General features: G+C 60.5%; 20 protein-coding genes. All 20 read left to right on the forward strand.

Annotated elements, in window-relative coordinates; translation table 11 throughout:
• The first annotated feature begins 18 nt into the window (after positions 1 to 18).
• A complete protein-coding gene (gene fliF / locus HNR62_RS12205) occupies positions 19 to 1,710 on the forward strand; it encodes a flagellar basal-body MS-ring/collar protein FliF (RefSeq protein WP_420827161.1) in 1,692 nt (563 codons plus the stop codon).
• On the forward strand, positions 1,703 to 2,758 hold the full coding sequence (fliG, locus tag HNR62_RS12210) for a flagellar motor switch protein FliG (RefSeq protein ID WP_239552776.1): 1,056 nt from the start codon (positions 1,703 to 1,705) through the stop codon (positions 2,756 to 2,758). The genes fliF and fliG overlap by 8 nt, the downstream gene beginning before the upstream one ends.
• Positions 2,755 to 3,573, forward strand: a complete 819-nt coding sequence (gene fliH / locus HNR62_RS12215) for a flagellar assembly protein FliH (protein ID WP_204796371.1) — start codon at positions 2,755 to 2,757, stop codon at positions 3,571 to 3,573. The genes fliG and fliH overlap by 4 nt, the downstream gene beginning before the upstream one ends.
• Positions 3,560 to 4,894: a flagellar protein export ATPase FliI gene (fliI, locus tag HNR62_RS12220; protein ID WP_204796372.1), complete on the forward strand. Its 1,335-nt coding sequence runs from the start codon at positions 3,560 to 3,562 to the stop codon at positions 4,892 to 4,894. Before fliH ends, fliI begins: the two co-directional genes overlap by 14 nt.
• Positions 4,891 to 5,328 carry a flagellar export protein FliJ gene (fliJ, locus tag HNR62_RS12225; protein ID WP_204796373.1) on the forward strand — a complete coding sequence of 146 codons (438 nt, stop codon included), beginning with the start codon at positions 4,891 to 4,893 and terminating at the stop codon, positions 5,326 to 5,328. The genes fliI and fliJ overlap by 4 nt, the downstream gene beginning before the upstream one ends.
• Before the next feature lie 92 nt (positions 5,329 to 5,420).
• Positions 5,421 to 6,668 carry a flagellar hook-length control protein FliK gene (locus tag HNR62_RS12230; RefSeq protein ID WP_204796374.1) on the forward strand — a complete coding sequence of 416 codons (1,248 nt, stop codon included), beginning with the start codon at positions 5,421 to 5,423 and terminating at the stop codon, positions 6,666 to 6,668.
• A gap of 47 nt (positions 6,669 to 6,715) precedes the next feature.
• Positions 6,716 to 7,186 (forward strand): flagellar basal body-associated FliL family protein, encoded by a 471-nt coding sequence (locus HNR62_RS12235; RefSeq protein ID WP_204796375.1) that lies wholly within the window; start codon positions 6,716 to 6,718, stop codon positions 7,184 to 7,186.
• A gap of 7 nt (positions 7,187 to 7,193) precedes the next feature.
• Complete coding sequence (fliM, locus tag HNR62_RS12240; RefSeq protein WP_204796376.1) at positions 7,194 to 8,252, forward strand: flagellar motor switch protein FliM; 1,059 nt, start codon at positions 7,194 to 7,196, stop codon at positions 8,250 to 8,252.
• Positions 8,249 to 8,665 carry a flagellar motor switch protein FliN gene (gene fliN, locus HNR62_RS12245; protein WP_204796377.1) on the forward strand — a complete coding sequence of 139 codons (417 nt, stop codon included), beginning with the start codon at positions 8,249 to 8,251 and terminating at the stop codon, positions 8,663 to 8,665. Before fliM ends, fliN begins: the two co-directional genes overlap by 4 nt.
• Positions 8,662 to 9,030: a flagellar biosynthetic protein FliO gene (fliO, locus tag HNR62_RS12250; RefSeq protein ID WP_420827162.1), complete on the forward strand. Its 369-nt coding sequence runs from the start codon at positions 8,662 to 8,664 to the stop codon at positions 9,028 to 9,030. The genes fliN and fliO overlap by 4 nt, the downstream gene beginning before the upstream one ends.
• A complete protein-coding gene (gene fliP / locus HNR62_RS12255) occupies positions 9,014 to 9,769 on the forward strand; it encodes a flagellar type III secretion system pore protein FliP (RefSeq protein ID WP_204796379.1) in 756 nt (251 codons plus the stop codon). The genes fliO and fliP overlap by 17 nt, the downstream gene beginning before the upstream one ends.
• Complete coding sequence (gene fliQ, locus HNR62_RS12260) at positions 9,769 to 10,038, forward strand: flagellar biosynthesis protein FliQ (protein WP_204796380.1); 270 nt, start codon at positions 9,769 to 9,771, stop codon at positions 10,036 to 10,038. Before fliP ends, fliQ begins: the two co-directional genes overlap by 1 nt.
• A 154-nt stretch (positions 10,039 to 10,192) precedes the next feature.
• Positions 10,193 to 10,981, forward strand: a complete 789-nt coding sequence (fliR, locus tag HNR62_RS12265; protein ID WP_204796381.1) for a flagellar biosynthetic protein FliR — start codon at positions 10,193 to 10,195, stop codon at positions 10,979 to 10,981.
• Complete coding sequence (flhB, locus tag HNR62_RS12270; RefSeq protein WP_204796382.1) at positions 10,982 to 12,115, forward strand: flagellar biosynthesis protein FlhB; 1,134 nt, start codon at positions 10,982 to 10,984, stop codon at positions 12,113 to 12,115.
• A gap of 380 nt (positions 12,116 to 12,495) precedes the next feature.
• Positions 12,496 to 14,592: a flagellar biosynthesis protein FlhA gene (gene flhA, locus HNR62_RS12275; protein ID WP_204796383.1), complete on the forward strand. Its 2,097-nt coding sequence runs from the start codon at positions 12,496 to 12,498 to the stop codon at positions 14,590 to 14,592.
• A 16-nt stretch (positions 14,593 to 14,608) separates the two neighbouring features.
• A complete protein-coding gene (gene flhF / locus HNR62_RS12280; protein ID WP_204796384.1) occupies positions 14,609 to 16,009 on the forward strand; it encodes a flagellar biosynthesis GTPase FlhF in 1,401 nt (466 codons plus the stop codon).
• Positions 16,002 to 16,886, forward strand: coding sequence for a MinD/ParA family protein (locus HNR62_RS12285; protein WP_204796385.1), 885 nt, complete (start codon positions 16,002 to 16,004; stop codon positions 16,884 to 16,886). The genes flhF and HNR62_RS12285 overlap by 8 nt, the downstream gene beginning before the upstream one ends.
• The gene (locus HNR62_RS12290; protein ID WP_204796386.1) at positions 16,870 to 17,592 is read left to right on the forward strand and encodes an RNA polymerase sigma factor FliA; all 723 of its coding nucleotides are present in this window, start codon (positions 16,870 to 16,872) and stop codon (positions 17,590 to 17,592) included. Before HNR62_RS12285 ends, HNR62_RS12290 begins: the two co-directional genes overlap by 17 nt.
• Before the next feature lie 317 nt (positions 17,593 to 17,909).
• Complete coding sequence (gene cheY / locus HNR62_RS12295) at positions 17,910 to 18,293, forward strand: chemotaxis response regulator CheY (protein ID WP_204796387.1); 384 nt, start codon at positions 17,910 to 17,912, stop codon at positions 18,291 to 18,293.
• 12 nt (positions 18,294 to 18,305) lie between these two features.
• Complete coding sequence (locus HNR62_RS12300) at positions 18,306 to 19,055, forward strand: protein phosphatase CheZ (protein WP_204796388.1); 750 nt, start codon at positions 18,306 to 18,308, stop codon at positions 19,053 to 19,055.
• Positions 19,056 to 19,064: the final 9 nt, after the last annotated feature.

Here is a 19,064-nt window from a genome sequence, read left to right on the forward strand (position 1 = left end):
GTGGCTGATAATCCGTTGGTGAATACCGACAAATCCGCACTTGCCGCCAGTGAGGCGGGCTCTCCGGGAGCCAAAGAGCGGAAAAGCACGCCTTTCGCCCTGCTGGGCAACACCGATATTCTGCGTCAGGTCATTATCGTGCTGGCGCTGGCCATTTGTCTGGCGATGGCGGTGTTTATTCTGCTCTGGGGAAAGGAACCCCAGATGCGACCGCTGGGTATGTACAACAATCAGGAACTGATTGAAACCCTCGACTTTCTCGATGCGCAGAAGCTCGAATACACCATAGATGGCAGTACCGTGCTGGTGCGCGCCGATCAATTTTCCGACATTCAGCTCAAGCTGCGTCGTTCCGGCCTGAGCCAGAGCCCGCCCGAGGGCGATTCGATTCTGCTGTCCGACCCCGGTTTCGGCATTAGCCAGCGCCTGGAGCGGGAGCGGCTCAACCTGAGCCGCGAACGACAGCTGGCGCGGGTGATAGAGCAATACAACAGCGTGGCTCAGGCCCAGGTGCTGCTGGCCATCCCCCGGGAAAACGTCTTTGTGCGCGACAAGCGTCAGCCCAGCGCCACCGTGGTGTTGAACCTGCGCCGGGGCGGCACCCTGCGTCAGGAAGAAGTGGACGCCATCGTGGATACGGTGGCCTCGGCGGTGCCGGACATGACGCCGGGCCGGGTCACGGTGACCGATCAGAACGGGCGCCTGCTCAATTCCGGCTCGCAGGATCCGCAGTCGGCCCGTACCCGTCGTGAATTCGAACTGCAGCAGAAGCAGGAAGCCGAGTATCGACAGAAAATTGACGCCATTCTGAGCCCGGTGCTGGGCCTGGGCAATTACACCGCCGAGGTGGATGTGCGACTCGACTTCACCCGCAGAGAGCAGACCGTCAAGTCGTTCAATCCCGAGCTGCCGGCGGTACGCTCGGAAATGGTGATGGAAGACAATACTTCCGGCATGGGAGCCATCGGCATTCCGGGCGCGCTCACCAATCAGCCGCCGGCCGAGAGCGAGACTCCCGAACAGGCCGCCGGGCTGGCGCAGGAAAAACAAAATAGCGAGCGTACCCGCCGTGAATCGACCCGCAATTTCGAACTGGACACCACCATCAGTCATACCCGGAATGCGACCGGTGATGTGCGTCGGCTGACAGTATCGGTGGCGGTGGATCACAAGACCGTCAGCAACGCCGATGGCACCACGGAGCGACTTGCACTGACGCCGGAAGAGCTGTCACGCATCGACCGGCTGCTGCGGGGCGGCCTGGGCTTCGACGAAAGCCGGGGCGATGCCATCGAGGTGGTGTCGGTGGCGTTCAATCGGCCCCGGCTTGACGATATTGCCGGTATCCCTTTTTATGAACAGCCCTGGTTCTTGCATCTGGCCCGGATTCTCGGCGCCGTTCTGGTGCTGATTGTGTTGCTGCTGACCCTGGTGCGGCCCATGGTGCTGCGCCTGTTGGGCAGCGATGAAAAAATGCCGGAAGCCGTGGATCTGGATGGCCAGAACGCCTTGCTGGGCAATGACCATCTGGCGTTGCTGTCCCAGCAGGCGGAGCAGGACGACACTATGTTCGGCATCCGCGAAGGGCGTTTGCAACTGCCGGATCTGAATAAGGATGAAGATGTGCTGTCGGCGGTCAGGGCCCTGGTGGCCAACGAACCGGATCTGGCGGCGCAGGTGGTGAAAGATTGGGTGAAAGCCGATGACTGATACTCAGCAACCTCAGCAACTGATGATTACCGACGAGCAGCGCCAGCTGCTCGACAAGATGACGGGTACCGAAAAGGCGGCGCTGTTGATGCTGAGCCTGCGGGAAGAGGACGCGGCCCAGATTTTTCGTCATCTCGACCCCAAACAGGTGCAGCGGCTGGGCATGAAAATGGCCTCGGTCGGCGATTTTGGCCCCGACCGGGTGGGGGCCGTGCATCGTCACTTTATCGAGGATATTCAGCGCTTCACCAAAATCGGTGTGGGCAGTCAGGACTTCGTGCGCAACGCCCTGGTCTCGGCCCTGGGCGAAGACAAGGCCGGCCGCCTGGTCAACCAGATTTCGGCCGGTGCCGGTTCACGCGGGCTGGACTCGCTGAAGTGGATGGATGCACGCCAGGTGGCGGGTATTATTCTCAACGAACACCCGCAAATTCAGACCATAGTGCTGTCTTATCTCGATCCGGAGCAGGCCGCCGAAATTCTGCAGCTGTTTGCCGAGCCGTTGCGCCTGGATCTGGTGATGCGCATTGCCGAGCTGGAAGAAGTGCAGCCGGCGGCGCTGCAAGAGCTGAACGACATCATGGAAAAACAGTTTGCCGGCCAGAGTGGCGCCAAGGCCGCCAAGATGGGGGGCCTGAAAGCCGCTGCCAGTATCATGAACTACCTGGATACCACCGTCGAAGGGGCGCTGATGGAGGCCATTCGTGACGAAGACGAAGAAATGAGCATGAAGATTCAGGATCTGATGTTCGTGTTCGAAAACCTGATTGATGTGGATGACCGCGGCGTGCAGATACTGCTGCGCGAGGTTGGCGGCGAGCTGTTGCAGCGGGCCCTGAAGGGAGCGGATGATCAGCTCAAGGACAAGTTTCTGCGCAACATGTCCAAGCGGGCCGCCGAAATGATGCAGGACGATCTGGACGCCATGGGTCCGGTGCGGGTGAGCGAGGTCGAGCTGGCCCAGAAAGAAATTCTGGCCATCGCCCGTCGCCTGGCGGACAGCGGTGAGATGATGCTGTCCAAGGGCGGCGGAGATGACTTTATATGAGTCGTAACGCCTATTCCTCTGGTCATGGCCATCCGCCCCGCGATGACAACGCGGCCGCCGAGCACTGGCCCTGGCCGGACATGACCCAACCCGGAACCGAGCCCAAAGAGCGGGCGCTTAATATCAAGCGCCGGGCCGAGGTGGCCGCTCCCGAGCCGATAGCGGAACCCGAGCCCGAGCCGCTGACGGCCGAGGCGCTGGAAGCCATTCGCCAGGCCGCCTATGAGGAAGGCTTTGAACAGGGCAAACAGGAGGGCCTGGTTGCCGGGCAGGAAGAAGGGCGGCTGACGGGCTTGCAGCAGGGCCACGAGGCCGGCCTCAAGCAGGGGCTGGAGCAGGGGCTGGAGCAGGGGCTGGCGGAAGGGCAGGAAAAAATCGACCGGCAACTGCAGCAATGGCAGCAGCTGCTGGAACGGTTGCAGGCACCGCTGGCGCAGATGGACAAGGTGGTGGAGCAGAGCCTGGTTACCCTGGCGCAGGAGCTGGCCCGTAATCTGCTCAAAACCGAAGCCACCACCTCGCCGCAGTTATTGCTGGCCACGGTGCGTGAGGCGGTGGCGGCCTTGCCGGGCCATGAGGGCGACATCACCCTGTACCTGCACTCGGACGATATGGCCATTATCGAGCAGCATTTCGATGAAAAAAGCCGCCGCCAGCGACGGTGGGAGCTGGTAAGCGAGCCGGATCTGGCCCGGGGCGATCTGCGGGTCACAACCGCGATGTCCGAGCTGGATGTGAGCCTGGCACAGCGTATCGACGAGCTGATGGCCAACTTCCTCAAGGCCAACTGGCATCGTTTCCATGACGCTCCCTGAGCGGCTGGCTGCCTATCAGACCCGGGGCTTGATGCCGGCCATGGCGGCCAGTGGCAAGCTGACCCGGGTGGTGGGCCTCACGCTGGAGGCGGTGGGCTGTACCGCCGCCGTGGGCAGTCAGTGCAAGATTCAGACGATGTTTGGTGAAATGAACGCCGAAGTAGTCGGTTTTGCCGACGATCGGCTGTTTTTGATGCCCAGCGAATCGCTCAAGGGCGTGATCCCCGGGGCCCGGGTTACGCCGGTGGGGCAGGGGGCAGGGGTGCCGGTGGGCATGGAATTGCTGGGGCGGGTGATCGACGGCATCGGCCAGCCGCTGGACGGCCTGGGCCCCATCGTCACCAGTACCACCGCCGATTTTACCGCCCAGCGACTGAACCCGATGGCACGCCAGCCCATCGAGGCGCCGATGGACGTGGGGGTGCGCGCCATCAATGCCCTGCTGACCGTGGGGCAGGGCCAGCGCATGGGGCTTTTTGCCGGCTCGGGGGTCGGCAAGAGTGTGCTGCTGGGCATGATGACCCGCGGCGCCAGGGCCGATGTGGTGATAGTGGGGTTGATTGGTGAACGGGGCCGGGAGGTCAAAGAGTTCATCGATGTCATTCTCGGCGAAGAAGGCCGGGCTCGCGCCGTGGTGGTGGCGGCGCCGGCCGATGCATCGCCCCTGATGCGACTCAAGGGCTGCGAAACGGCACTGACCCTGGCGGAATACTTTCGCGATCAGGGGCTCAACGTGCTGCTGCTGATGGACTCCCTGACCCGCTATGCCCAGGCTCAGCGGGAAATTGCGCTGGCAGTGGGTGAGCCCCCGGCCAGCAAGGGCTATCCGCCCTCGGTGTTTGCCCGCCTGCCGGCGCTGGTGGAGCGGGCGGGTAACGGCACCGAAGGCCAGGGCAGCATCACCGCCTTCTTCACCGTGCTGACCGAAGGGGACGATCTGCAGGATCCCATCGCCGATGCGGCCCGGGCCATCCTGGATGGCCACATAGTGCTGTCGCGGCAACTGGCCGACAGCGGCCATTACCCGGCCATCGATATCGAAAAGTCGATCAGCCGGGTAATGACGGCGGTGACCACGGAGGCGCACCAGCAGCAGGCCCGTGCCGTCAAACAGGCCTATGCCCTCTATCAGCAGAATCACGACCTGATTAATCTCGGCGCCTATCAGTCCGGTGCCGACCCCCGGCTGGACATGGCCATTCATATTCGTCCCCGGCTGGATCACTTCCTGACCCAGAGCATGACAGACGTGATGGCGCTGCCCATGTGCCTGGCCGAGCTGGAAAGCATCAGTCATCCCTTGCTGAGCGCCGGCGGATGAGTCGGGCACTACGGTTATTGCTGGATCAGCTCGATGGCCAGGAACGCAAGGCGGCGGCAGAGCTGGGTGCCGCCCGGCTGCAACTGCAACGGCTGGAGCAGCAGCAGCAGACCCTGAGCCAGTATCAGCGCCACTACAGTCAGGAATTTCACCGCCGTGGCCAACAAGGTCTCAGCGCGCATCAGTTCGGTCACTTTCAGGGTTTTATCGACAAGCTGGAATTGTCTCGGCAACAGCAGCAAGCCGGCCTGCAGCAGGCCAGGCAACAGCTGGAGCAAAGCCGTAGCGCCTGGATGGCGATACGTACCCGCAAGCAGGCCATCGACAAGCTGCTGGAGCGGGAGGCCGAACGACAGCGGCTCGACAGCCACCGGCAGGAGCAGAAAATGCTGGATAATCTGGCCATCTACCGGTTTCACAAGAAGAGTATTTAACAACTGGTATGTGTTTTGCTTGTCACGGGCAGGCATCTGAGCCGGCGCACCAGGGCCATATGGCCTGATCACACTACAAGCGGGGAGTGGGCATGATGATAGGCAGGGTGACGGCCACGAGCGGAGCCGGGGCGAAGGCGGGCGGCCTGGCGGCAAACGAAAAGGGCGATACCGGTTTTGCCGAGCTGTTGGCCGGGCGGGAGCCTGCTGCCGCCGATAGCACCAGGCACAATGCCGCGAACAGTGCCTCGAACAATGCCTTTAACAATACCTCGGACACTGTCTCAAACAATGTCTCGAACAACGTCTCGAACAATGCATCAAAAAAAGTGCCCGGCAAGGCCTCCCGCGAGGAAGAGCAGGAGCCGGTAGCGGAGGATGACAAGCACCATGGTGCAGGCGAGCCTTTTCTAAGCAGCCAGTCCGCACCCGTGCAGGATCTAAAATCGGCAAACGCAACCGGTAACACCGCAGTGCACTATGGGGAAGGCTCGGCTCAGGCGAACGCGACGGCAGACACCAGCGGCGAAGAGGATGCCGCCCGGGAAGCGCTGGCAGCCAGGCAGGCTCAGCTCAAGGCGGTGCAGGCCGGGGAGACCATGGAGGCGGAAGCCACCGACCTGAATGCCGAGCGGTCCGAGCGGTCCGAACGGTCTGGACGGGCTGCCAGGCGAGAAGAGCCGGACGAGATACCGCAGACGTCCGATGAGCCGACAAGCGACTGGCTGGAACAGATAGCGCACAGTCACCGCCTGCTGCAATCCGACGGGAGCGACAGCGGCAACCCGCTGCCGCCGGCAGGCGACGGTGGCATAAACGCGAATCTGGCGTTGAACCGAGAGGGGCAGGCGCCGCTGTTATCGAACGAGCGCGCCCTGTCGCCGGATCGCCCCCTGTCCCTGCACGGCTCCCCCGAGCAGAGTGCCAGGCAACTGTCGCAGCAGGTGCAGGTGATGGTGAGCCAGAACCTGCAGGAGGCGGATATTCGTCTTAATCCGTCGGAGCTGGGCGGCCTCAGAATTCAGGTGAAAATGGAGCAGGGTGAAGTGCAGGTGCAGTTTGTGGCCAGCCATCCCCAGGCCCGGGAGCTGCTCGATCAGGCCTTGCCTCGGCTGAGAGAGATGATGAGTCAGCAGGGGCTGAACCTGAGTCAGGGCCAGCAGGGGGGCTTCAATCAGGGTGCGCAGCAGGAAACCGGGCAGGAAGCTCAATCGTCGGAAGCAGGCTCCCGTGAGGGCTTGCACGGCACCGCCGACGGCGGTGAATCTCTGGCGTTGCCAGAGGAAGCGCGAACGCGGCTGACTGCCCGTGACACCGGCAGAATTGATTTTTTTGCATGATTCAAACAAGTGATCCCTTCACTGTTCAGTAAGGATAAAGAAACAACATGGCCGATGAACTGACCATGCCGGGGGTGGCATGGTACAAACATAAACTTGTCTGGATAGCCGTCACGCTGCTGGCGGTGACGGCGGCAGGCCTGACCTGGTGGTGGATGCCCGGTGCCGAGGCACAGGTTGAAGCGTCGGTAGAGGATAATCAGGTGCACTATGTCGGTTTCTCCCGGCCCTTTGTCTTTTCCGTGCCTGCCGGCCGACGGGACCGTTTGGTGCAGGTTGAGGTTCAGTTAATGATCCGGGGCAGCGCCAATGACGGCAAGGCCAGGCGTCACCTGCCGTTGCTGGAAAGTGTGCTGCTGACGGTGTTCAGTCGTCAGAGCGCCGATAACTATCTGTCGGCCGAAGGCAAACAGCTGGTCCGCCAGGAAGCGCTGCACGGGTTGAACGCGGTATTGACGAAAGAGCTGGGAGCACCCCTGATAGAAAAGGTGCTCTTTACCGGTATCGTAATGCAATAGGTGATTCGTGAGCGATCTGTTATCTCAGGATGAAATTGATGCCCTGTTGCACGGGGTGGAGGATGTAGCGGAAGAAGAGGTCAATGATGGAAGCGGCGTTTCCATGTTCGACTTTTCTTCCCAGGATCGCATCGTTCGCGGGCGGATGCCGACGCTGGAAATGGTCAACGAGCGCTTCGCCCGGCATATGCGCATCAGTCTGTTCAACATGATGCGCCGCACCGCCGAGGTGTCCGTCAACGGGGTGCAGATGATCAAGTTCGGCGAATACGTGCATTCGCTGTTTTTGCCGACCAGCCTGAACATGGTGCGCTTTCGCCCGCTCAAGGGCATTGGCCTTATCACCATGGAAGCCCGGCTGGTGTTTATTCTGGTGGACAACTTCTTCGGTGGCGATGGCCGGTATGCCAAGATCGAGGGCCGTGAATTCACCCCTACCGAGCGGCGGGTGATCCAGCTGTTGCTGAAACTGGTGTTCGAGGATTACAAGGAGTCCTGGGCGCCGGTGATGGATGTGGAATTCGAATATCTGGACTCGGAAGTCAATCCGACCATGGCCAATATCGTCAGTCCGACCGAGGTGGTGGTGGTCAGCTCCTTTCATATCGAGCTGGATGGCGGCGGCGGCGACTTTCATGTGACCCTGCCCTACGGCATGCTGGAGCCCATTCGCGAGCTGCTGGATGCGGGGGTACAAAGCGACAAGGGTGAAAACGATTTGCGCTGGGGCAAGGCGCTGCGTGATGAAATCCTCGATGTGGGGGTGGATATGTCGGTCAAGTTGCTGGAAAAGGAGCTGAGCCTGCGCGCCATCATGGAGTGGCAGGCCGGCGATATCATTCCGGTGGACATGCCCGAGCATTTGCTGGTCTCGGTGGAGGAACTGCCCAGCTTCCGTGGCCGGCTGGGGCGGGCCGGCGAGAGCATGGCGGTGCGGATCACCGAAAAAATCAAGAAGCCGGAAACGGTCAAGACCGAGCTGAGTCATGTTACTCGCCGCGGGGTGCGAATCGACGGCGAGGCCGAACTGGAAGAACTGGAAAGAACCATTGAGGATGCATCATGAGTGATGAACAGAATGAGCTGGGTGATGCCTGGGGCGAAGCCATGGCCGAGCCGGTGACCGGGGAAGGCGGGAAAGAACAGGCATCGGCGGCAAGGCGGGTCGAGCTGGATGATTTCAATGGCGGTGACGCGGCGCCGTTATCCGGTGACGAGCGTCGGAAACTTGACGCCATTCTGGATATTCCGGTGACCATTTCGATGGAAGTGGGCCGCAGCAAGATCAGCATCCGCAATCTGTTGCAGCTGAACCAGGGATCCGTGGTGGAGCTGGACAGGCTGGCCGGCGAGCCGCTGGACGTCATGGTCAATGGCACCCTGATCGCCCATGGCGAAGTGGTGGTGGTGAACGACAAGTTCGGTATTCGGCTGACCGATGTGATCAGCCAGACCGAACGCATCAAAAAGCTGAAATAATGCGTCTGTTATCGGTATCGGTATTACTGTTGCTGCCGGCCACGGCGCTGGCGCAGGGGCCGGAAATCCGCTGGGATTCGTGGGCGCTGTCGTCGGTGCTGGTGATTGGGATGATCCTGGTCCTGGGCTGGCTGTTACGCCGGTTGCGGGGGGGGGCGCTGCTGGGCGGCAGCCGCCAACTCAAGATAGTGGCGACCCTGGCGTTGGGGCAGCGTGAACGCCTGCTGGTGGTGCAGGTGGGCGAAGAGCAGCGGCTGCTGGGCGTGACCGCCCAGCAGATATCCGATCTGGGCAAGCTTGCGCAGCCGTTGGTTGCGGAACAGGCCGGTCCCCTGCCGGCGAGGCGTCATGATGCGAAATCGTAGCGGCTGGCTGTTCATGGTGCCGGTGCTGCTGCTGGCAGGGCCGGCCATGGCCCAGCAGGGCATGTCGGCGGTGACGGTCACCACCAATACCGATGGCAGCCAGGAATACAGCCTGACCCTGCAGGTACTGGCGCTGATGACGGCGCTGTCTTTCCTGCCGGCCATGGTCATCATGATGACCTCGTTCACCCGGATCATCATAGTGCTGTCGATTCTGCGTCAGGCGCTGGGCCTGCAGCAAAGTCCCAATAATCAGGTGTTGATCGGCATCAGCCTGTTTCTGTCTTTTTTCATCATGTCGCCGGTGCTGGACCGGGTGAACGAGAATGCCCTGCAGCCGTATCTGGCGGAAGAAATCGGCTCCCGGGAAGCCCTGGCCCGGGCCGAGTTGCCGATTCGCGACTTCATGATGGCCCAGACCCGGGTCAGGGATCTCGACACCTTTCTCGACATCGCCGATATCAAGGTCGACAGCGAAGCCGAAGTGCCGCTGCGGGTGCTGATACCGGCCTTTGTGACCAGCGAGCTGAAAACCGCCTTTCAGATTGGCTTCATGCTGTTTCTGCCCTTTCTGGTGATCGATCTGGTGGTGGCCAGTATTCTGATGGCCATGGGCATGATGATGCTGTCGCCGATGCTGATTTCGCTGCCGTTCAAGCTGATGCTGTTCGTGCTGGTGGACGGTTGGAACCTGATCATGGGCACCCTGGCCAACAGCTTTGGTCTGGGAGCGGGATAATGAGTCCGGAAACCTTCGTCGACATCTTTCGCAACGCACTCTGGCTGGTGACCTTGCTGGTGTCGGCGGTGATATTGCCGAGTCTGGCCATCGGCCTGGTGGTGGCCGTGTTTCAGGCGGCCACCTCGATCAACGAGCAGACCCTGAGTTTCCTGCCCCGTTTGCTGGTGACCCTGGGCGCGCTGGCCGTAGGCGCCCACTGGGGATTCGATATGCTGATGGATTTCTTCTACGAGATGATTTACCAGATCCCGCAGGTGGTTGGGTAACCTCTTTGTGAGGGGTGAGGGGTGAGATGTGAGGAGTGAGATGTGAGGAGTGAAGCGAGGCTGTGTTTTACCCCTTACCCCTTACCCCTTACCCCTTACCCCTTACCCCTTACCCCTTACCCCTCACATCTTTAACAATGGCAGGATAGGGCGTTTGAACTACAGCACCGAGCAAATCCTGATGTGGCTGGCCGCTTATCTCTGGCCCCTGTGCCGCATCGCCGGCATGATGATGACCATGGTGATGTTCGGTGCCCAGCTGACGCCGGTCTATAACCGCGTATTGCTGGCGCTCGCTACCACACTGACGGTGGCACCTGTGCTGCCACCCATGCCCGATGTGGCGCTGTTCTCGGTCGGTGGCTTTCTGATCACCGGGCAGCAGGTGCTGATTGGCGCCGTGATCGGCCTGCTGTCCCAGTTTCTGCTGCAAACCTTCGTTACCGCCGGCCAGATCATCGCCATGCAGACCAGCCTGGGTTTTGCCTCCATGGTCGACCCGCTCAACGGTCAGTCCACCCCCGTGGTGGGTCAGTTCTATCTGATGCTGGGCACCCTGCTGTTTCTGGCCCTGAACGGCCATCTGGTGATGATTGAAGCCATAGTGCTGAGTTTCGACACCCTGCCGGTGGCGATGAATGGTTTGTCGGTGACCAGTTGGGAACATCTGGCCGGCCTGCTGAGCCTGCTGTTTCAGGCGGCGGTGGCCATGTCGCTGTCGGCCATTGTCGCCATGTTATTGATTAACCTGACCTTCGGGGTGCTGACCCGGGCCGCACCCCAGCTGAATATTTTCAGCGTTGGTTTTGCGGTCAGCATGGTGTGTGGCCTCTTTATTCTGTGGCTGACCCTGGGCGGTTTTCTGGGGCATTTTGAAAATCAGTGGCTACGGCTGCAGACGGTGATGTGCGACACCCTTAATCTGACCTGCGAGGGAGGCTGAATGGCGGAGTCGGACGGTCAGGAAAAAACAGAACAGCCTACGGAACAACGCCTTCGCCAGGCACGGGAAAAAGGCCAGATCCCCCGTTCCAAAGAGCTGGGTACCGCCGCCGTGCTCTTGAGTGCGGCGCTGGGACTCATGATGGTGGGTGATGCGCTGGGCCAGGCCATGTCGCGGGTATTCGAGCAGAACTTTCGGGTCGACAGGGCCGCCCTGTTCGACCCCGAGACCATGATGCCGGCGCTGCGTGACTCCTTGCTGGGGCTGATGTGGCCCCTGTTTGGTTTCTTTGCCATCGTGCTGGTGGCGGCGCTGGTGGGTAACAGTCTGCTCGGTGGGGTTAACTTCAGCAGCCAGGCGATGCTGCCCAAGCTGGATCGCATGAGCCCGATGAAGGGCTTCAAGCGGATGTTCGGCATGCAGGCGCTGGTGGAGCTGCTCAAGTCCATCGCCAAGGTGGTGTTTATCGCCACCCTGGCCATCTGGCTGCTGTGGGGCCAGTTTGACAATATTCTGCGCCTGAGCGATGAGACCCTGCCTGCCGCCATGGTGGGATCGCTGGAGTTGCTGCTGCACATGGGGCTGCTGCTGTGCATGGCCCTGTTGCCCATCGTCGCCATCGATGTGCCCTTTCAAATCTGGAATCACACCCGCCAGCTGAAGATGACGCTGCAGGAAATCAAGGACGAATACAAGAACACCGAGGGCAAGCCCGAGGTGAAAGGCCGTATTCGTCGTTTGCAGCAGGAAATGGCCAACCGCCGCATGATGGGCGAGGTGCCCACCGCCGACGTGGTGGTGGTCAACCCGACCCATTACTCGGTGGCCCTGCGTTATGACAAGGACAAGCCCGGTGCCGCCCCCATGGTGGTGGCCAGGGGGCTGGATGAGATTGCGCTCAAGATCCGGGAAATTGCCCGGGAATACGAGGTGCCGGTTATTTCGTCTCCTGCCCTGGCACGGGCCGTGTATCACTCCACCAAGCTCGACCGGGAAATTCCCGATGGCCTCTTCGTGGCCGTGGCCCAGGTGCTGGCCTATGTCTTCCAGCTTAACGCCTGGCGCAAGGGCCAGGGCAATAAACCCGTACCGCTGAAGGAAGAGCTGCCGATACCGGATGAATATCGGGTCTGATCAAGCAGCCGCTTTACTCCCTCCCCTTGGCCTCAAGGTCATCAGAACAATGGCGGAGTGCAACGCAAGGGGAGGGCTGGGGAGGGGTTACTGCAGAATATTCACATGTTCCGCAGGCTCGGTACCGCTGTCGAAGTGACACCCCCTCCCAGCCTCCCCCTGGCGCAAATCTGCCGTTATGCCAGTGGTCCCGCTGCCAAGGGGGAGGGGCAGCTCGGCGTCGATCTGCACCCTCCCCTTTGACTCGGCTTGTCGGAATGACAGCGGGGTGCAACGCAAGGGGAGGGCTGCTTACAGCCGATTGCTTACGGCTTATAGTTGGTTCTGGCCTGTTTATTGCATATTAAGCCGCATCAATCATCGGCAGTACAGCAGCGGTAATGGCATTCAAGGACAAGCTTTTACAGGCAGGACCCTGGTCCTCGTGGTTTCATAAAGGGCTGGGTACGCCCCTGCTGGTGCTGGCGGCACTGGGCATGGTGGTGTTGCCCGTTCCTGCCCTGCTGCTCGATATTCTGTTCTCCTTCAATATCTCCCTGGCGCTGGTGATCCTGCTGGTGGCGGTATACAGCCAGCGGCCGCTGGACTTTGCCGCCTTTCCGACCGTGCTGCTGGTGGCGACCCTGTTGCGGCTGGCACTGAACGTGGCCTCGACCCGGGTGGTGCTGCTGGAAGGGCACGAGGGCGGTAATGCGGCCGGTAACGTGATCGAGGCCTTCGGCTCAGTGGTGATCGGCGGTAACTACGCGGTTGGCCTTATCGTGTTTCTGATCCTGATGATCATCAACTTCGCGGTGGTCACCAAGGGCGCGGGACGCATTTCGGAAGTCAGTGCCCGCTTTACCCTGGACGCCATGCCCGGCAAGCAGATGGCGATAGACGCGGATCTGAATGCGGGCCTGATCAATCAGGACGAGGCGCGGCTGCGCCGGGACGAAGTGACCCGGGAGGCCGACTTCTACGGCTCCATGGACGGTGCCTCCAAGTTCGTCAAGGGCGACGCCATCGCCGGCATCATGATCCTGTTCATCAATATCATCGGCGGCTTCATCATCGGCATGGCCCAGCACGGGCTGCCGTTCGGCGAGGCGGCCGAAATCTACACCCTGCTGACCATAGGTGACGGCCTGGTAGCGCAGATTCCCTCTTTGCTGCTGTCGATTGCCGCCGCCATTATCGTGACCCGCCAGAATACCCGGGAAGACATGGGCCAGGCGATGCTGGGCCAGCTGTTCGATAATCCCAAGTCGCTGACCATTGCCGCCGGCATTCTGATCACCATGGGGCTGGTGCCGGGCATGCCCCATTTCGCCTTTCTGTTGCTGGGTGGGCTGGCGGCCTTTGCGGCCTGGTGGACCATCAAACGCAATGCGCGTCATGCGCAGCAAGCGGTGGAACAGGAGCAGGCACCGGCGGTGCAGGGCACCGAGATGAAAGAGCTGAGCTGGGACGATGTGGCGCAGGTGGACACCATAGGCCTGGAAGTGGGCTACCGGCTGATAAGCCTGGTCGATCAGGCCCAGGGCGGCGAATTGTTGAGCCGGATCAAGGGAGTGCGCAAGAAGCTCTCCCAGGAGCTGGGCTTTTTGATCCCCGCGGTGCATATTCGCGACAACCTGGAGCTGGGCCCCAACCAGTATCAGATCACCCTGATGGGGGTGAGCTCGGGAATGGCCGACATTTATCCGGACAGGGAGCTGGCCATCAACCCCGGCCAGGTCTTCGGACCGATACAGGGTATCGATACCCGGGATCCGGCCTTCGATCTGGAAGCCACCTGGATTGCCAAGGATCACATCGAGCAGGCCCAGAGCCTGGGCTATACGGTGGTGGATGCGGCCACCGTGGTGGCCACCCACCTCAGTCAACTGCTGACCAACCATGCGTCCGTGTTGCTGGGCCATGAGGAAGTACAGCACCTGATCGATCAGACAGGCCGCAGTCAGCCCAAGCTGGTAGAGGGGCTGGTGCCCGGCGCCATGAGTCTGGCCCTGGTGACCAAGGTGCTGCAGAGCCTGCTGCATGAGGGAGTGACCATCCGTGACATGCGCACCATACTGCAGACCCTGACCGAGTATGCGACCAAGAGCCAGGATCCGGAAGTATTGACCGCCGCCTGTCGTATCGCCCTGCGTCGTTTCATGGTGCAGGAAATAGCGGGCACCGAGCGGGAACTGCCGGTGATCACCCTGGCCCCAGAACTGGAACAGATATTGCAGAACTCCTTGCAGGCCGGCGGCGCCCAGGGCAGCGGCATCGAGCCCGGCCTGGCCGAGCGCATGCAGCAATCGCTGGCCCAGGCGGCGGCCAATCAGGAAATGGAAGGGCAGGCGGCGATATTGCTGACCTCCGGCATGTTGCGCACCACCTTGGCGCGCTTTGTAAAACACACGATTCCCAGTCTGCGGGTCTTGTCTTATCAGGAAGTGCCTGATGATCGACAAATCCGCATTGTGGCGTCTGTTGGCCAGCAGTAACAGGGTGGTAGCTTGAATGAAGATAAAACGATTTTTTGCCAAGGACATGAGAGCCGCTCTGGCCGAAGTGAAGGAGGTGCTCGGCGCGGACGCGGTCATCATGTCCAATAAAAAAGTCTCGGGCGGCATCGAGATAGTGGCGGCGGTGGATGACGAGGATACAGAGGTCGCCCCGGTGGCACGACCGCTGCGGGATGACAATGTCAGAATATCGTCGCAGGCCCGTCAATTTATCTCCCCTCTGGATGAAAAGCAGCAGTCCGAAACCCTGCAGTCGCTGTTGATGCGTGGCCGACGCGAATCGTCTCCCCAGACCCTGGCCGAGCAGGGTAGTTGGGCCGAACCCGGGCCGAAAGCCTCGAGCAAGGAGCAACGTCAGGAGCCCATATTGGGGGCGAGAGAGCTGGGGGCGAGAGAGCCGCAGGCTCAGCCCCAGTTGCATGACAGCCGCGAGCGTAAGCGCAACGAAGGAGCCAAGGACAAGGAACTGAATGCCATGCGTCAGGAAATTGCCAGTATCCGGCAGTTGCTGGAGCATCAGGTCTCGGGTCTGATGTGGCAGGAGGTGGAACGACGCGAACCGGTACGCGCCATGGTGATCAAGCAGCTGAGCGGGCTGGGATTCAGCGACGGTTTTGCCGATCAGCTGGCGATGCGGGTGAATGACAAGGCGCAGCCCCATGAAGCCTGGCGTCAGATTGAAGCGACCCTGAGTGAGCAACTGATGACCGGCGAAGACGACATCTTGCGCCAGGGCGGGGCCGTGGCGCTGCTGGGCCCCACCGGCGTCGGTAAAACCACCACCATCGCCAAGCTGGCCGCCCGCTTTTCCTCCCGTTACGGGGCCGACCAGATTGCGCTGGTGACGACCGACCATTACCGGATTGGCGCCCATGAACAGCTGCAGACCTATGGCCGCATCATGGGGGTGGTGGTCAAGCAGGCGCGCACCTATGAGGAGCTGGCGCAGGCGCTGTATCAGCTGCGCCATCGGCGGCTGGTGTTGATCGATACCGCCGGCATGGGCCAGCGGGATCTGCGGCTCAGCGAGCAGCTCGACACCCTGGTGGGGGATAAACAAATCAAGATCCGCAATTATCTGGTGTTGCCGGCCACGGCCCAGCGCCGGGTATTGCAGGAAGCGGTGGATCACTTTCGCCGCATCCCCCTGGCCGGTTGCATCCTTACCAAGCTGGATGAAAGCCTGTCGCTGGGGGATGTGCTGGACATCAGCATTCAGAACAGCCTGCCCATCAGCTATATCACCGATGGGCAACGAGTACCGGAAGACCTGCGGCTGGCGGACGCCCTCGAACTGGTCAAACAGGCATTGAGCACCATAGAGCAGCGTCGGGAGGATCCTTATTACTGGGAATCCTCCGAGTTTGATGAAGAGGATGCGCGTTTTTATGAATAATTGGTTTCAGGACCAGGCGAGCGGACTGCGACGCATGCAAAAAACAAGTAGGGTACAGGTTATCTCGGTTACCGGCGGCAAGGGGGGGGTTGGCAAAACCAACATCACCCTGAACATGGCCTCGGCCATGGCGGCACAGGGCAAGCGGGTCATGGTGCTGGATGCGGATCTGGGCCTGGCCAACGTCGATGTCTTGCTGGGTATCCGGGTCACGCGCAATCTTTCCCACGTATTGCGGGGGGAGTGCACCCTGGACGAGGTGCTGGTGGAAGGGCCTCAGGGAGTGAAGATCATACCGGCGACTTCCGGCAATCAGTCGATGACAGAGCTGTCACCGATGGAGCATGTGAGTCTGATCCGCGCCTTCAGCGAGATGCAGACGCCGATTGACATCCTGCTGGTGGATACCGCCGCCGGCATCTCCGACATGGTGCTCAGCTTCTCCCGGGCCGCGCAAGAGGTGGTGGTGGTGGTCTGTGACGAGCCCACCTCCATCACCGATGCCTACGCCCTGATCAAGATACTGTCTCGCGACCATGGCGTGTTTCGCTTCAAAATCGTGGCCAACATGGTGCGCAGCCAGCGCGAAGGCCAGGAGCTGTTCACCAAGCTGACCCGGGTGACCGACCGTTTTCTCGATGCGGCGCTCGAACTGGTGGCCTGCGTGCCGTTCGACGGCAACCTGCGTCTGGCGGTACGCCGCCAGACGCTGGTGGTCAATCAATACCCTGCCTCACCTTCTGCCATGGCGATCAAGCTGCTGGCGGCCAAGGCCCAGAGCTGGCCGGCGCCCCAGCGAGCCGGCGGCCATTTGCAGTTCTTTATCGAAAAACTGTTGCAGCCGCCGGTGGTAGAGACCCATGTCCGGGGCGAATAAGGCGCTGGTGTATGCCAGACAGCAGGGCAACCAGCTGGTGGAGCGCCATGCGGGGCTGGTACGTCGCATCGCGCATCATCTGCTGGCGCGATTGCCGGACAGGGTGCTGCTGGACGACCTTATCCAGTCGGGCATGGTCGGCTTGCTGGAAGCCGCCCGTAATTTTGACGCCGGCAAGGGCGCCAGCTTCGAGACCTTTGCCGGTATTCGCATTCGCGGCGCCATGCTCGATGAAATTCGCCGTGGCGACTGGGTGCCGCGTTCGGTACACAAAAACAGCCGCCAGATTTCCACCGCCATCGCCACCATACAGCGGCGGGAAGGACGCAATGCCAACGACAGAGAGGTGGCCGAGGAGCTGGGTGTGAGTCTGGACAGCTACTACGCCATGCTGCGCGACACCAGCAACGGCAAGATGCTGGAAATGGACGAATTTGAATCCGGTGTTGATCATCAGGCGGAGGAGGGAAGCCATGCGGGCAGTCCGTTTGACGACATGGCCAGGCAACGCTTCCTGAGCGCTCTGTCGAGTCATATCAAGACCTTGCCCGAGCGAGAAGCCCTGGTGCTGTCTTTGTATTACGACGAAGAGCTGAACCTGAAGGACATAGGCCGGATACTCGAGGTCAGCGAATCCCGGGTCAGCCAGATTCACAGTCAGGCCATGCACCGCTTGCGCGCCAGACTGAAAGAATGGAAAGAGTGAAATAAAGCCATATCCAATGACTGATGTGGATTGTGGGGCTGTTTTGCCTTTATCGTCACCCTCGCGAAGGCGGAGGTCCAGTGCCTTTGCAAGCGTTCCGTAGTTTGACCGTTCTGTGCCACAGGTTCTGGGTTCCCGCCTGCGCGGGCATGACAAGAGAAGATGCGCGGTTGTGGTTATTAAACAATCGAAATCGGGGCTTCGATGTATTTTAGTGTGCCAACAGCGCAATATACGATTCAAGTTAAGGTATAACGGGTCGATATAGTGAAGATATTTGTTCAGCGGCAGAAGGCTTGGCTGATAGGAGGAAAGGCTTGAACAAGAACATTAAAATCCTCATCGTGGATGATTTTTCAACCATGCGCCGGATTATTAAAAACCTGCTGCGAGACCTCGGGTTCAACAATACCCATGAGGCCGACGACGGCACCACCGCCTTGCCCATGCTCAAGAGCGGTGATTTCGACTTTGTGGTCACCGACTGGAACATGCCCGGCATGCAGGGCATCGACTTGCTGCGTGCCATTCGTGCCGACGACAGGCTCAAGCACCTGCCGGTATTGATGGTGACGGCGGAAGCCAAGCGCGAGCAGATTATTACCGCTGCCAAGGCGGGGGTGAACGGCTATGTGGTCAAGCCTTTTACCGCCGGCACCCTCAAGGAAAAACTCGAGAAGGTTTTCGAGCGTATCGGATAAAAAGGCATGACAATGGCACAACAGAAAGGAATGATCAGTCTGGAGCAGGCTCAGATACTGGTCGCCATGCTGGAGCGTGGCGATCAGAAGGGGGCAGACCGTTATCTTGCCGACGTGTGCATGCCCCAGACGAAAGATCTGCTCGGTGAAGTCGGGCAGTTGACCCGTCAGTTGCATGACGCGCTGCAGGAGTTTCGCAATGATCCGCGCTTGCCGGAGCTGGCGGAAAATGACATTCCCGACGCCAGAGAACGGCTGAGTTATGTCATCGACATGACCGACAAGGCCGCCAACCGCACCATGGATGCGGTAGAAGCCAGCCTGCCTATTGCAGACCGGCTCAATGACCGTATTCAACAGGTGATGCCGGGCTGGCGTGACTTGATGCAGCGCCAGCTTGAGCTGAACAAATTCAAAGAGTTGTGCTTTCAGCTTGACGACTTTCTACAGGGATCCGAGCAGGATGCCAATCAGTTGCGGCAACTGCTGACCGAGATCCTGATGGCGCAGGATTACCAGGATTTGACCGGTCAGATGATACGGCGGGTGATCAACCTGGCGCACGAGGTGGAGGCCAAGCTGGTGGCCATTCTTTCCGTCTTTGGTCGTTTGCCCGGTATGGAAGACGCCTGGGCCGAACCAAAGAGTGCACCGGTCTCGGCCATTGCTGCCGAAGGCCCCATCATCAATAAAGCGCATCGTCATGATGTGGTCTCGGATCAGGACGGCGTAGACGATCTGCTGTCCAGTCTGGGATTTTAAGGAGCGCAC

It is taken from the genome of Oceanisphaera litoralis (genome assembly GCF_016907015.1).
GTDB classification, from domain to species: domain Bacteria; phylum Pseudomonadota; class Gammaproteobacteria; order Enterobacterales; family Aeromonadaceae; genus Oceanimonas; species Oceanimonas litoralis.

Excerpts from the sequence above, each read along its gene's own strand:
- fliG (WP_239552776.1), top strand. The coding sequence starts at position 1,703 with ATGACTGATACTCAGCAACCTCAGCAACTGATGATTACCGACGAGCAG.
- fliH (WP_204796371.1), top strand. The coding sequence starts at position 2,755 with ATGAGTCGTAACGCCTATTCCTCTGGTCATGGCCATCCGCCCCGCGAT.
- fliI (WP_204796372.1), top strand. The coding sequence starts at position 3,560 with ATGACGCTCCCTGAGCGGCTGGCTGCCTATCAGACCCGGGGCTTGATG.
- fliJ (WP_204796373.1), top strand. The coding sequence starts at position 4,891 with ATGAGTCGGGCACTACGGTTATTGCTGGATCAGCTCGATGGCCAGGAA.
- HNR62_RS12230 (WP_204796374.1), top strand. The coding sequence starts at position 5,421 with ATGATGATAGGCAGGGTGACGGCCACGAGCGGAGCCGGGGCGAAGGCG.
- HNR62_RS12235 (WP_204796375.1), top strand. The coding sequence starts at position 6,716 with ATGGCCGATGAACTGACCATGCCGGGGGTGGCATGGTACAAACATAAA.
- fliN (WP_204796377.1), top strand. The coding sequence starts at position 8,249 with ATGAGTGATGAACAGAATGAGCTGGGTGATGCCTGGGGCGAAGCCATG.
- fliP (WP_204796379.1), top strand. The coding sequence starts at position 9,014 with ATGATGCGAAATCGTAGCGGCTGGCTGTTCATGGTGCCGGTGCTGCTG.
- fliQ (WP_204796380.1), top strand. The coding sequence starts at position 9,769 with ATGAGTCCGGAAACCTTCGTCGACATCTTTCGCAACGCACTCTGGCTG.
- flhB (WP_204796382.1), top strand. The coding sequence starts at position 10,982 with ATGGCGGAGTCGGACGGTCAGGAAAAAACAGAACAGCCTACGGAACAA.
- flhA (WP_204796383.1), top strand. The coding sequence starts at position 12,496 with ATGGCATTCAAGGACAAGCTTTTACAGGCAGGACCCTGGTCCTCGTGG.
- flhF (WP_204796384.1), top strand. The coding sequence starts at position 14,609 with ATGAAGATAAAACGATTTTTTGCCAAGGACATGAGAGCCGCTCTGGCC.
- HNR62_RS12285 (WP_204796385.1), top strand. The coding sequence starts at position 16,002 with ATGAATAATTGGTTTCAGGACCAGGCGAGCGGACTGCGACGCATGCAA.
- HNR62_RS12290 (WP_204796386.1), top strand. The coding sequence starts at position 16,870 with ATGTCCGGGGCGAATAAGGCGCTGGTGTATGCCAGACAGCAGGGCAAC.
- HNR62_RS12300 (WP_204796388.1), top strand. The coding sequence starts at position 18,306 with ATGGCACAACAGAAAGGAATGATCAGTCTGGAGCAGGCTCAGATACTG.